Source organism: Brucella sp. BE17, assembly GCF_039545455.1.
Classification (GTDB): Bacteria; Pseudomonadota; Alphaproteobacteria; order Rhizobiales; family Rhizobiaceae; genus Brucella.
The window spans coordinates 1,094,633-1,107,781 of sequence record NZ_CP154467.1 but is presented as its reverse complement, the minus strand read 5'-3'; the positions used below and the strand labels follow the sequence as shown (position 1 = coordinate 1,107,781).

Here is a 13,149-nt window from a genome sequence, read left to right as displayed (position 1 = left end):
TGTTGACATGCAGGCTCCAGTTGATGCTATCCCTTCACAATTGAACTTTGTCGCGGTTTGCGCGGCGTTAAAGCATAATCCGATTGCGGTGAAACGAGGACCGACAAGATTTTGCTTAAAACAAAAGAAATTAGGGCGCAGGTCTGATGCAATTGGACCGAAACACGCTCTAGTGGCAGAAACCGGGATCAAGACAATGAACAATCGTGCGCGGCAGATCGCTCATCTCATGCTGGCAGTTGCGGCCGCGGCGATGCTTACCGCGTGCGCCGGTGGCAGTGAATTTCAGGGCGCGCCTCAGGAAGGTGCTTTGCGCACGGATACATATCCGACCTTTGGACGCATGCCTAAGGCTGCAACTGTTCAGATTTCTCCGGAAGAAAAAGAGAGCCTGACCCAACGGCTTGATTCGGATCGCACACGTCTTGCCGCCACACGAAGCTCCGGCGGGGGTGTCACGCCCGCACAGGCGGCTGCCTTGCGCAAGCAGGCGCAGGATGAGGCGGACGCGACGCTGCGCCAGATTGAAGCTGGCGAAGATTGAACCGGTTTTCCAACTCTTTACTATAAAATTACCCTTAAAACGAAAAAGCCGGTCTTTTGCACGGTTCAGAAGTCTCGACCCGATTCGATAACAGGTGTATAGCTCCTCAACACGGCGCAGATGCGCCATTATGTTCAACCCTCCACTGGAACAGGATCATGTCGGAAGAATTCCATAAAGTCCGTCGTTTGCCCCCTTATGTCTTTGAACAGGTTAATCGCTTGAAGGCATCGGCGCGAGCGGCGGGAGCCGACATCATCGACCTTGGCATGGGTAACCCCGATCTGCCGACATCGCAGAACATTGTCGACAAGCTCTGCGAAGCCGTTCAGGACCCGCGTGCGCATCGCTATTCAGCGTCGAAAGGTATTCCGGGTTTGAGGCGCGCGCAGGCGCAATATTATGCGCGCCGGTTCGGTGTAAAACTCAATCCCGATACCCAGGTTGTGGCAACGCTCGGCTCCAAGGAAGGCTTTGCGAACATGGCGCAGGCCATCACTGCGCCCGGTGACGTGGTACTGTGCCCCGATCCGACCTATCCGATCCACTCCTTCGGCTTCATCATGTCGGGGGGCGTGATCCGCTCCATTCCTGCAAAGCCCGACGAGAACTTCATCCGCGCGCTGGAACGGGCGGTCAGGCATTCTATCCCTAATCCGATAGCCTTGATCCTTAATTTCCCGTCCAATCCGACGGCCTATGTGGCGAGCCTCGATTTCTACAAGGACGTGGTGGCGTTTGCGCGCAAGAACGATCTGATTATCCTGTCAGATCTGGCTTATTCGGAGATTTATTTCGACGGAAACCCACCGCCATCGGTACTGGAAGTACCCGGTGCCATGGACGTTACGGTGGAATTCACCTCCATGTCCAAGACCTTCTCGATGCCGGGTTGGCGCATGGGCTTTGCTGTCGGCAATGAACGGCTGATCGCTGCCTTGACACGCGTAAAATCCTATCTCGATTATGGCGCATTCACGCCCATTCAGGTGGCGGCGACCGCAGCACTCAATGGCGATGGGTCAGACATCACCTATGTGCGCAATGTCTATAAGCAGCGCCGCGACGTTCTGGTCGAAAGCTTTGGTCGTGCGGGCTGGGAAGTGCCTGCGCCTGCCGCAACCATGTTCGCATGGGTTCCGATTCCCGAACGCTTTAAAACGCTCGGATCGCTGGAATTCTCCAAGCTGCTGGTTGAAATGGCCGATGTGGCAGTCGCTCCCGGTGTCGGCTTTGGCGAGCACGGCGACGACTATGTGCGTATCGCGCTGGTCGAAAACGAGCATCGCATTCGTCAGGCCGCGCGCAATATCAAGCGCTTTCTCGCCACCAAGGACGAGAATCTGCATAATGTGATTCCTCTGGAAACCCGTCGCTGAGGCGACTCTCCCGTTTTGTGCCGGGCGTGTCCGCGCCCGGTTTTTTCTCGAAATCAATCCATCGGAAGGTCTAAAGGTATGAGTGATGCATTGCGGATCGGCGTCGCGGGGCTTGGCACCGTCGGCGCTTCAGTGTTGCGTATCCTGCGTGACAAGTCCGAAATGCTCACCCGTCAGTGCGGTAAACAGGTGACCGTTACTGCTGTCAGCGCCCGTGATCGTGAGCGTGATCGTGGCGTTGACCTTGGCGATATTGCCTGGTTCGATGATCCGGTCGAACTCGCGAAATCTGCCGATATCGACGTGTTTGTGGAACTGATTGGCGGTGACAATGGTCCGGCTAAATCAGCCGTTGAAGCAGCCCTTCGCGCCAGTCATCATGTGGTGACGGCCAATAAGGCGCTGCTGGCCCGCCACGGCGTGGCTCTGGCAAAAATCGCCGAGGACAAAGGCGTGCTTCTCAATTTTGAAGCGGCTGTCGCGGGTGGCATTCCGGTCATCAAGGCGATGCGAGAATCGCTCTCCGGCAATACCGTCTCGCGCATCTATGGTATCATGAACGGCACCTGCAATTATATTCTGACACGGATGTGGGAAGAGGGGATTTCATTCAAGAAATGCCTGAAGGAGGCGCAGCGTCTGGGTTATGCCGAAGCCGATCCGACCTTTGACATCGAAGGCAACGATACCGCGCACAAGCTGGCACTTCTGACCAGCCTTGCCTTTGGCACACAGATTGCGGCCGATGATATTTACCTTGAAGGTATCAGCAATATTTCGCTGGCCGATATCCGGGCAGCAGACGAATTGGGCTATCGCATCAAGCTTCTGGGCGTAGCACAGAAAACCGACACCGGCATTGAACAGCGCGTGCATCCGACCATGGTGCCGACCTCATCGGTCATTGCGCAGGTGCATGGCGTGACGAACGCCGTGGCAATCGAGACCGATCTTCTGGGCGAGTTGCTGCTGTCGGGTCCCGGCGCTGGTGGCAATGCGACCGCATCCGCCGTCATCGGGGACATTGCCGATATTGCGAAAAGCCGCCCCGGATTCCAGCATGGACCGGTGTTCGGCACGCCTGCAAAAGCCTTGCAGCCCTATACCCGTGCCAAGATGCGCAAACATGCCGGTGGCTATTTCATTCGGCTGACCGTGCATGACAGGATCGGTGCGTTTGCCGGTATCGCCAAGCGCATGGCGGACAACGATATTTCGCTGGAATCCATCGTGCAGCGCCCCCCGATGGGGGACATGCAGCCCGTTGGTGTCAAAACAGTCATTCTCGTGACCCACGAAACTACTGAAGCGGCCGTCAAAAAGGCGTTGGACGCGATACTCAAGGATGATCATCTGGTCGACAAGCCGCAGATGATCCGCATTGAGCGTGCTGGCTGAGAAGTGCTCCTAATCACGGCAATTCAGGCCATGCAACGAAGCGTGTAAGTCTTAAATCGATTAAGTATTTGAGACTACATGGTTTTTGGATTTATGCCCTTGCGGGCTGCAATAGACTTTGACAAAAGGTCTACACACTATCGCTATAGATATTGTGCGCATATCAGTCAGGCGCGTCTGCGCCGCATCAACGCAATTCGAATTCAGGACTTGTTTCAATGGCCAAGACCGCAGAGCAGCAACCCCACGGACTGGATCGTATTCTCACACTGGAACTGGTGCGTGTGGCCGAGCGTGCGGCGGTGGCCGCAGCGCGTTTGCGCGGACGCGGTGATGAAATGGCGGCCGATCAGGCCGCTGTCGACGCAATGCGTCAGGAATTGAACCGCCTGCCGATTTCAGGCACGGTTGTGATCGGCGAAGGTGAACGTGACGAAGCGCCGATGCTTTATATTGGCGAGGAAGTCGGCACCAAGCAGGGACCGGATGTCGATATCGCGCTCGATCCGCTGGAAGGCACGACGATCTGCGCAAAAAATCTGCCGAATTCGCTGGCCGTGATCGCCATTGCCGAGAAGGGCAATCTGCTTTACGCGCCTGATGTCTACATGGAAAAGATCGCAGTCGGGCCGGGATATCCCAAGGGTGTTGTCGATATTGATGCCACGCCGACCGACAATATCATGTCGATTGCCAAGGCCAAGGGCGTGAAGATCAACGAAATAACCGCTTGCATCATGGATCGCCCGCGCCATGCACGCCTGATTGAAGAAGTGCGCGCCACGGGTGCCGCAATTCGCCTGATTGGCGATGGCGATGTGGCTGGCGTCATGCACACGACCGACCCGGACGAAACCGGTATCGACATCTATATCGGTATCGGCGGCGCGCCGGAGGGTGTTCTGGCAGCAGCAGCCTTGCGCTGCATTGGTGGCCAGATGCAGGGCCGTTTGCAGCTCAACACAGACGAGAAGATCGCGCGTGCCGCCAAGATGGGCATTTCGGATCCCAAAAAGGTCTACACAATGGAAGAAATGGCCAAGGGCGACGTGCTTTTTGCTGCCACGGGCGTAACGGACGGCAATATGCTCTCGGGTGTGAAATTCGCCCGTGATTATATCCAGACGCATACAATCGTCATGCGCGCCAGCTCGCAGACGGTACGCGAGATCAAGGCACGACATCAGGATATGTCGAAGTTTCTTTAAAAATATCGAGAGACATTGGCAAAAGGCGGCATTGCAAAAATGCCGCCTTTTGTGTCTTTAAGGGATATGAGTACAGACCGCCTTTTCCTTGGAATAAAAAATTCGGCAACCGGCCAGAAATGGATCGACCGGCTTGGGCCTCGTGAGGCTAATACGGCGTTGGCGATTGCGCAGCATCACGGCATTTCCGATCTGGTGGCGCGGGTGCTGGCCGGACGCGGTGTGACGCTGGAAGCGGCACAACAATTCATTGACCCGACCTTGCGCAATCTCATGCCCGATCCAGCCTCGCTCACCGACATGGAGAAGGCGGCCAACCGTATTGCCGATGCAGTTCAGCGGCGCGAAACGGTGGCGATCTTTGGGGATTACGATGTGGATGGTGCTTGTTCCTCCGCGCTGATGGCTCGGTTTTTCAAGCATTACGGCATTCAATATTCAATCTATATCCCGGACCGGATTTTCGAAGGATATGGCCCCAATCCCGATGCGATGCGTGAACTGGTCGCCAAGGGCGCTCATCTCATCGTGACGGTCGATTGCGGCACCAACAGTGCGCCATCGATTTCAGCTGCAAAAGAAGCGGGAGCCGATGTCGTGGTGCTTGATCACCATCAGGTCGGTGGCGATCTGCCTGCGGATGCGGTTGCAATCGTCAACCCGAACCGGGAGGACGATATTTCGGGGCAGGGGCATCTCTGTGCTGCCGGTGTGGTGTTTCTCACGCTGGTTCAGGTAGCCAAAACTTTGCGCGCAAGGGGGAAAGGTCCTGCGCCCGATTTGTTGACGCTACTCGATCTGGTGGCGCTTGCGACCGTCTGCGATGTCGTGCCCTTGATCGGTGTCAATCGCGCTTTCGTGGTCAAGGGGCTGATGGTGGCGCGCGCGCAAAGCAATGTCGGTCTTGCCGCCTTGGCCCGTGTTTCGCGCATTGGCGAGCCGCTCAATGTATTTCATCTTGGCTATCTCATCGGTCCGCGCATTAATGCGGGCGGGCGCATTGGCGACGCGGGGCTTGGCGCGCGGTTGCTGACGCTTGACGACCCAAGCATGGCTGACCCAATCGCAATAGAACTCGACCGACTCAATCAGGAACGACAGGCCATGGAGGCTGAAATGCTGATGGAGGCGGAAGCCGAGGCATCGCTTGAAATATCAGGCGGGGCGGGGGCCTCGGTGATCGTAACGGCGAGCGAGCGCTGGCATCCGGGCATTGTTGGGCTTTTGGCTTCTCGTCTCAAAGACAAGGCGCGGCGTCCGGCTTTCGCCATTGCGTTCAAGGCCAATGGCATTGGTTCCGGCTCTGGGCGTTCGATTTCGGGGCTTGATCTTGGAAAACTTGTGCGCGGTGCCGTCGATAAGGGGTTGCTCGTGAAGGGCGGCGGGCACGCCATGGCCGCAGGCATCACCATTGAGCAGACAAAACTGGGCGCGTTTCGCGCTTATCTGGAAGAGGAATCGGCGCATATCGTGGCGCGGCTCAATGAAAACCGCAGCCTGTCGGTCGATGGCGCGCTGGCCGCATCGGGCGCGACCGTGCCGCTTTATGAAACCTTGCAGAAGGCAGGGCCTTATGGCTCAGGCCACCCGCAGCCGACACTCGTTCTGCCGCATCATGTGCTGGCGGATGTGCGAACCGTCGGGCGTGATCATGTGCGCGTCGCGTTACGCGGTGCTGACGGTAAACGCGTCAATGCCATTGCTTTTCGGGTTGCGGAAGGTGATCTGGGGCGTTTTCTGTTCAACAATATCGGTCAAAGCGTGCATATAGCCGGAAATCTTTCGCTCAATCACTGGAACGGATCGGTATCGACACAGATCCAGATTTTGGATGCAGCGCTTCCGGCCTGAAAAACATTCAAAAAACCAAGGTTTTTTGCCTTCACGCTCTTGTGAAGAATGGGAACGAATGCCCATATGCGCACGGGTTCAAACATAGACTGATCAATATAATCGGGAGTATCGAATGACGGGTTCTGCAAACCGCCTGACCAAACTGACAGCCGCCTTGGTGTTGGGGCTTATTGCCTCCTTTGCCGCTGTCGATTTCGCCGAGGCTCGCCGTGCGGGCGGTGGCGGTTTCGGTAGCCGTGGTGCTCGCACCCATCAGGCGCCTGCGCCGACGCGCACCGCCCCCAACAATGCAGCACCCATCGAGCGCTCGATGACGCCCAATACCGGCACCAATCAGGCAAATCGTCCTGCAGCCGGTGCGCAGACGGCGGCGCAGGGCCAGCGTGCGGGTGGCATGTTCGGTAACTTCGGTCGTTCCATGCTCGGTGGTCTGCTGGTTGGCGGCCTGATCGGCATGCTGCTGGGTAACGGTCTTGGTGGTTTGGCGGGCATGTTCGGCCTGCTGCTTCAAGTGGCCGTAATTGCATTGATTGCCATGTTCGTCATGCGCATGTTTGCCAATCGTCGCCAGACTGCACCAGCAGGTGCAGGCCATTCAGCTGCCACACCGTTTGGTGCAGCCCAGCCGTTCGGTTCGGCAAAGCAGGCCGCCCCGCAGGGCAATTTCGGTGGCCGCACGCCTTCCGTCAATCCATTTGGCACCCAGCAGTCAGCGCCGAGCTCAACTGTCGAAGAAGAGCCGATGGATGTCGGGCAGGAAGAGCTTGACCGTTTCGAGACCATGCTGTCGGACATCCAGAGCGCCTATGGCCGTGAGGATTATGCAGCACTTCGCAAGCTCACCACACCGGAAGCCATGTCTTATCTCGCGGAAGAGCTTGGGGAAATCGCCTCCAGCGGTATGCGCAACGAGGTGAAGGACGTAAAACTCTTGCAGGGTGACGTTTCCGAAGCCTGGCGCGAAGGCAATGTCGAATATGCAACGGTTGCGATCCGCTATTCGGCCATCGACGTCATGCGCGACCGCACCAGTGGTGCGGTGGTTGAAGGCGACCCGGACAAGCCGGTGGAAAGCACTGAACTCTGGACCTTTACCCGCACCGATGGCGGTGAATGGTTGCTGGCAGCAATTCAGGGCACCGAATAAATTGTATGAAATGAAAAAGCCCCGCAGCGATGCGGGGCTTTTTTGTGCTTACCAGCTGCCGATGTTTTCAGCCGAAGCCCATGGCTCCTGTGGTTCGAGCCGCTCGCCCTTCTGGATCAGTTCGATGGAAATGCCGTCCGGTGACTTGATGAAAGCCATACGACCATCGCGAGGCGGGCGGTTGATTGTGACGCCTTTATCTTGCAGCTTCTGGCATTCGGCATAGATATCATCGACCTCATAGGCGAGATGGCCGAAATTGCGTCCGCCGGAATAGGTTTCAGGATCCCAGTTATAGGTCAGTTCGAGTTCAGGTGCGCGATCTGCCTTGGCCGTATCCTTGTCGGAGGGAGCCGCCAGAAAAATCAAAGTGAAGCGGCCCTTTTCATTTTCAGTGCGGCGGATTTCTTCAAGACCGAATTTGTTCACATAGAAATCCAGCGATTCGTCGATGTCGCGAATACGAACCATGGTGTGTAGATAACGCATATTATTCTCCTCAAACCTTGCCTGGAAATTGCATGGTGATTTGCAGCTCCAAACTCATATAGCAAAGGGCAGGGCTTTTTCCACGCTCCGGCTTTGCTTAGGCACAAGTGAGGGCCAAAAATAACCATGAAATCAAATTCCATGCATTCTTCATGGGGACGAATAAAAGTTAGGGCTTGCCGGTTGTGGTTAAGGAAGTGTTATTCTCTTCCCAAGAATCAAAGTCTGGATCGCAACGCAAAAACAGAGGAGGGGCGAACGCATGGCGGACAAGTCTGTGTCAAATGACCAGTTTCACAGCCAGCACGCCTCGGAAGAGCTGGGCGATATTATTGAAATTTCCGGCCATATCAAATGGTTTGACGTGGCCAAGGGCTACGGCTTCATTGTGCCGGATCAGCCGGGCCTGAACGATATTCTGCTTCATGTCACTTCGTTGCGCCGCGACGGTTTCCAGACAGCACTCGAAGGCGCACGCATCGTCTGCGAGGTCCGACAGGGTGAGCGCGGTCTGCAATGTTTCCGTGTTCTTTCCATGGATACATCAACAGCCGTCCATCCGGCACAAATGTCACCACAACGCACCCATGTGACGGTTACGCCATCAAGCGGACTGGAGCGCGTGATCGTCAAGTGGTTCAACCGTACCAAGGGCTTTGGCTTCTTGACGCGGGGCGAGGGCACCGAGGATATTTTTATCCATATGGAGACGCTGCGTCGTTTTGGCATGATGGAACTGCGCCCCGGCCAAGTCGTACTCATCCGTTTCGGCACCGGCGACAAAGGTCTAATGGCCGCTGAAATTCATCCGGATATAGGCACCGCCATTCCCGTCTCCCATTAAATCGGGTATATTCGGGCTATGACGGTCTGCAAATGGCGCTCTTTTGCGCTTCCGGTGCTCATGTAGACTTTGATTTTCACATAGTCCCGAAAAGTCTGCAACTTTTGGGGACTATGTGCGAAGTACGCTGCGCTCCGGTTCTCAAAGATCACCATTTTTGCCACGTCATAACCCAAATCTTTCCCGATTTCCGGTGCCCTACGATCACTGAATTCTGACGCCGTAGCATCTTGATTTGACGTGCATCTTGTTCCAAACCCTTTGCATGGGATGCCCCTCAATCCGACTGGAAATTCTATGCGCGGTTTTTTTGTTGCTCTGATGTTTATGTTTTTCACGGCTGCCGCTCAGACGCAAGCGGCAGAGCCCATGCTTCTGCCGGTCGACAAGGAGCCGCTCACAATTGTCACCGCCAATGGCAACAAACTCTCATTCGCACTTGAAGTGGCAAGCTCGGATGAGGCGCGTGTGCGCGGACTGATGTGGCGCAAGGATTTTCCCAAGGGTAGGGCGATGATTTTTGTTTTTGGCGAAATGCGCCGCATCATGATGTGGATGCAGAACACGCCGTCGCCGCTCGACATGGTTTTTCTTGACGACAGGGGCAAGGTGACGGCAATCCATGAAAATGCCGTGCCGTTTTCGGAAAACATCATTTCTTCCGAGACGCCAGCGGCCTTTGTTGTCGAACTTCTGGCCGGAACCGTGAAGAGCAGCGGTATCAAGCGCGGCGACCGTGCCTTTCATCGGGTGATTTGCGGCGACTGCGGCCCCTGATCATGCGTGAGCAATCAAAAGGAATATCAAGTGAGTGCCCTCGATATTGACTATTTCGACCATGACGGCCTGCGTCTTGCCTATCGTCAGGATGGAGAAGGTGACCCGATCCTGCTGATCCACGGTTTTGCATCATCGAGTGTGGTCAACTGGGTTTCTCCGGGCTGGTTTCGCACTTTAACCGAGGCGGGCTATCGGGTCATTGCGATTGATAATCGCGGCCATGGATTATCTGCAAAGCCGCATGAGGCGGAAGCCTATACGCCTACCAAAATGGCGGGTGATGCAGCAGCCCTGCTCGATCATCTGGGGATCGAAAAAGCTCATGTCATGGGATATTCGATGGGCGCTCGCATTTCGGCCTTTTTGGCCATCGAGCATCCCGAGCGGGTGCATAGTGCCATTTTTGGCGGGCTTGGCATCGGCATGGTCACAGGCGCGGGTGATTGGGAGCCGATCGGTGAGGCTCTTCTGGCGGAAGATCCGAGCACCATTACCAATCCGCGTGGGCAGATGTTCCGCAAATTTGCCGAGCAGACCAAGAGTGACCGGATCGCGCTGGCGGCCTGTGTGATCACGTCCAAGGAACTGGTTCCTGCCGCGGGGATAGCCCGTATCATGCAGCCGGCTCTGGTGGCCGTTGGCACCACGGATGACATTGCAGGCAATCCGCAGGAATTGGCGGATCTGATGCCAAACGCCCAAGCCCTTGATATTCCTGACCGCGATCACATGCTCGCTGTGGGTGATAAAGTCTATAAAAAGGCGGTTCTTGAATTTCTGCGCGACAATCCGATTTAGATATCGAGAGTAACATCTTCGTTTTTGGAGCGGGTGTGTCAAATTCCACGGTGTAAAGGCAGGGTGTTTTAAGCTATGCTCTGTCCTGAAATCGTGTTGCGGTGTGGAACCAGAGTAGAGATATCTACTTTTCTCCGGTGCACAGCATGCAAACCTCGGACAGTCAAAAACCTGTCAGGGAAAATCTGGAGTAATGCATATGTCAGTTCGTGCGTCTGCGAAGGAAAAAGCCGCTCTGGATCAGGTTGATCCGATCTGGCATTCCATTCGTGCTGAGGCAGAAGAAGCAGCCAAGTCCGATCCGGTTCTGGGTGCGTTTCTTTACACGACGATACTCAACCAGCCCAGCCTGGAAGCAGCCGTAATGCATCGCATTGCGGAGCGTCTAGGACATGCCGATCTGAGTGCTGACGTTCTGCGCCACGCTTTTGATTCCATGCTGGAGGCAACACCCGAATGGTCACAGATCGTGCGTGTCGACATTCAGGCCGTCTATGACCGCGATCCCGCCTATAATCGCTTCATGGATCCGATCCTTTACCTCAAGGGTTTTCATGCCATCCAGACCCATCGTCTCGCGCATTGGCTCTACCATCAGGGGCGCAGGGATTTCGCCTATTATCTGCAAAGTCGCTCATCGTCGATTTTCCAGACCGATATTCATCCGGCGGCAAAGCTTGGAAGCGGGCTGTTTCTCGATCACGCCACCGGTGTGGTTATTGGCGAGACGGCTGTTGTGGAGGATAATGTTTCGATCCTGCATGCCGTCACGCTGGGCGGCACCGGCAAGGCGAGCGGCGACCGCCACCCCAAAATCCGCCATGGTGTGCTGATCGGTGCGGGCGCAAAGATACTTGGCAATATCGAGATTGGACATTGTTCCAAAATCGCTGCGGGCTCCGTTGTGGTTAAACCGGTTCCACACAATGTAACGGTTGCAGGTGTTCCTGCGCGGGTCATTGGCAATACCGGATGCACCGAGCCATCGCGTGTCATGGACCAGCTTCTGGGCGACGGCCTGATTGGTGCCATGGGCGACGGAATTTAATTTAACAGGCTTTGAAAACTCAACGGACGGCAGCGTGCTGGTCTTTTCCAGCAGGCCGCCTATATGCTGCCATAAGCAGAACCAGAAAATCATTGCCTATGCATGTCCCCGGACACTTATCGCTCGGGGCTTTACATCACAGGGAGCCGGATGCAATAAACCGGCCTCATTTCAAATCAGGAGAATCCGGTTGAATCCCGAAGAACTCAAGAAACTGGACGCATATTTCAAGAAGACCTTCAATAATCCGGGTCTTCAGGTCAAGGCACGTCCGCGCAAGAACGATTCTGCCGAGCTTTATCTCAATGACGAGTTTCTAGGCCTTGTTTACAAAGATGAGGACGAAGGCGAATTGTCTTATAATTTCTCGATGGCCATTCTGGACGTCGATCTTTAAGTTCTGTTTTCAAGAACGTCAGCACGATAAGCGCCGCGTTTGCTATTGCAGATGCGGCGTTTTGATTTGAGGAGAAGCCTATGACGATTTATGCCTATAATGGCAACAAACCGGAATTTTCCGACCGTAGCAGCAACTGGATCGCACCGGATGCGACTTTGATCGGCAAGGTCAGGGTGGGTGAAAATGCAGGCTTCTGGTTTGGCTGCGTGCTGCGTGGCGATAATGAGCCGATCATCATCGGGGCCAACACCAATGTGCAGGAACAGTGCATCATGCATACCGATATCGGATTTCCGCTCACTATCGGGCAAGGGTGCACGGTGGGGCATCGCGCAATTTTGCATGGCTGCACGATTGGCGATAATTCTCTGATCGGCATGGGTGCGATTGTGCTCAATGGTGCGAAAATCGGCAATAATTGTCTGGTCGGGGCTGGCGCCATTGTGACGGAAGGCAAGGAATTCCCCGACAATTCGCTGATCGTCGGCTCGCCAGCACGCCTGGTACGCGCACTGGATGCGGCAGCAATCGAAAAGCTAAAGAGCTCTGCACAACACTATGTCGAGAGGGGACAGTCTTTTATGCGTGGTCTGGAGCCGGCGTAAATCAAGCCTTCCCGCCTTTGATCAATTGCAGGCGCGGCTTGCTCGCGATCGCATGATCGAGCGCCTGCGGTTCAGTCCATATGCGCTGATAAGGTCGGGCATTGACGACCTGACTGGTTTCGACCGGATTTTCTTGCGCAAGTTCAGTATCCGGGGCAATCGGTTCAATCGTGCCAAGATGCCCCAATACCAGTGGATCAGCTCCGATCCATGACACGGTGTCCAGAACGGCGAGTGCACCAAGAAGGTTCATCTGCCCATTGCGGTCTCTCAGCGGTGCCAGCAGCATTTCAAAATGGAGATTGCGACCTGATAGGCTGATGCCCTTGTGATAGCTCAAGGCCGGGATATGCATGGAGGTGATATTTTGACCAAGTTCCATCAGGGCTGGGCGGTCGTGTTCAGGCCAGAGCGAATGAAACCGCTGGCCTTTCAGTTCCCGTCCGAACAGGGTGCAGATATCGGTGCCGCCCAAACGAAACACAAGCTCGTTGCTGCTGTCATATTCCGCAAAAAATAGATTGGACAAATGCCGCCCGAGCCTGCGTGGCTTGATATTCTCGCGCTGCGGGACGCCGAAGCTGCGATCATTCTCAAAAGCCAGACGCTGCCATTCGCCAAAAATCGCGATCGTGCTGCGGTGTTTCATTATACG

Annotated in this window: 14 protein-coding genes; 12 read left to right on the top strand and 2 right to left on the bottom strand. The window is 55.4% G+C overall.

Annotation, left to right across the window (positions count from 1 at the left end; translation table 11 throughout):
• The first annotated feature begins 196 nt into the window (after positions 1-196).
• The 6 genes from AAIB41_RS05420 to AAIB41_RS05395 all read left to right on the top strand — a co-directional run bounded on the left by AAIB41_RS05420 (position 197) and on the right by AAIB41_RS05395 (position 7,530).
• The gene (locus AAIB41_RS05420) at positions 197-544 is read left to right on the top strand and encodes a hypothetical protein (RefSeq protein WP_343314604.1); all 348 of its coding nucleotides are present in this window, start codon (positions 197-199) and stop codon (positions 542-544) included.
• Positions 545-702: 158 nt separating this feature from the next.
• Complete coding sequence (locus tag AAIB41_RS05415) at positions 703-1,923, top strand: LL-diaminopimelate aminotransferase (protein WP_343314603.1); 1,221 nt, start codon at positions 703-705, stop codon at positions 1,921-1,923.
• Between the two features lie 78 nt (positions 1,924-2,001).
• On the top strand, positions 2,002-3,321 hold the full coding sequence (locus AAIB41_RS05410; RefSeq protein WP_343314601.1) for a homoserine dehydrogenase: 1,320 nt from the start codon (positions 2,002-2,004) through the stop codon (positions 3,319-3,321).
• A gap of 218 nt (positions 3,322-3,539) precedes the next feature.
• Entirely contained in the window at positions 3,540-4,529 is a 990-nt protein-coding gene (glpX, locus tag AAIB41_RS05405; RefSeq protein ID WP_343314600.1) for a class II fructose-bisphosphatase, read from the top strand.
• 66 nt (positions 4,530-4,595) lie between these two features.
• Complete coding sequence (gene recJ / locus AAIB41_RS05400) at positions 4,596-6,380, top strand: single-stranded-DNA-specific exonuclease RecJ (RefSeq protein ID WP_343314598.1); 1,785 nt, start codon at positions 4,596-4,598, stop codon at positions 6,378-6,380.
• Positions 6,381-6,495: 115 nt separating this feature from the next.
• A complete protein-coding gene (locus tag AAIB41_RS05395) occupies positions 6,496-7,530 on the top strand; it encodes a Tim44 domain-containing protein (RefSeq protein WP_343314596.1) in 1,035 nt (344 codons plus the stop codon).
• A gap of 48 nt (positions 7,531-7,578) precedes the next feature.
• Here the strand turns inward: AAIB41_RS05395 and gloA are convergent, their stop codons facing one another.
• Positions 7,579-8,019: a lactoylglutathione lyase gene (gloA, locus tag AAIB41_RS05390; protein ID WP_343314595.1), complete on the bottom strand. Its 441-nt coding sequence runs from the start codon at positions 8,017-8,019 to the stop codon at positions 7,579-7,581.
• Positions 8,020-8,281: 262 nt separating this feature from the next.
• Here gloA and AAIB41_RS05385 point away from each other — a divergent pair, with 262 nt between their 5' ends.
• From AAIB41_RS05385 to AAIB41_RS05360, 6 genes are all read left to right on the top strand, one after another.
• Complete coding sequence (locus AAIB41_RS05385; protein WP_343314594.1) at positions 8,282-8,863, top strand: cold-shock protein; 582 nt, start codon at positions 8,282-8,284, stop codon at positions 8,861-8,863.
• A 297-nt stretch (positions 8,864-9,160) separates the two neighbouring features.
• A complete protein-coding gene (locus AAIB41_RS05380; protein ID WP_343314593.1) occupies positions 9,161-9,640 on the top strand; it encodes a DUF192 domain-containing protein in 480 nt (159 codons plus the stop codon).
• Positions 9,641-9,670: 30 nt separating this feature from the next.
• Positions 9,671-10,441, top strand: coding sequence for an alpha/beta hydrolase (locus AAIB41_RS05375; protein ID WP_343314592.1), 771 nt, complete (start codon positions 9,671-9,673; stop codon positions 10,439-10,441).
• 199 nt (positions 10,442-10,640) lie between these two features.
• Entirely contained in the window at positions 10,641-11,489 is an 849-nt protein-coding gene (gene cysE / locus AAIB41_RS05370) for a serine O-acetyltransferase (protein ID WP_343314591.1), read from the top strand.
• Between the two features lie 190 nt (positions 11,490-11,679).
• The gene (locus tag AAIB41_RS05365) at positions 11,680-11,886 is read left to right on the top strand and encodes a DUF3126 family protein (protein ID WP_343314590.1); all 207 of its coding nucleotides are present in this window, start codon (positions 11,680-11,682) and stop codon (positions 11,884-11,886) included.
• An 80-nt stretch (positions 11,887-11,966) separates the two neighbouring features.
• A complete protein-coding gene (locus AAIB41_RS05360) occupies positions 11,967-12,494 on the top strand; it encodes a gamma carbonic anhydrase family protein (RefSeq protein ID WP_343314589.1) in 528 nt (175 codons plus the stop codon).
• Between the two features lies 1 nt (position 12,495).
• Here the strand turns inward: AAIB41_RS05360 and AAIB41_RS05355 are convergent, their stop codons facing one another.
• Positions 12,496-13,143: a PAS domain-containing protein gene (locus AAIB41_RS05355; RefSeq protein ID WP_343314588.1), complete on the bottom strand. Its 648-nt coding sequence runs from the start codon at positions 13,141-13,143 to the stop codon at positions 12,496-12,498.
• Between the last annotated feature and the right edge of the window lie 6 nt (positions 13,144-13,149).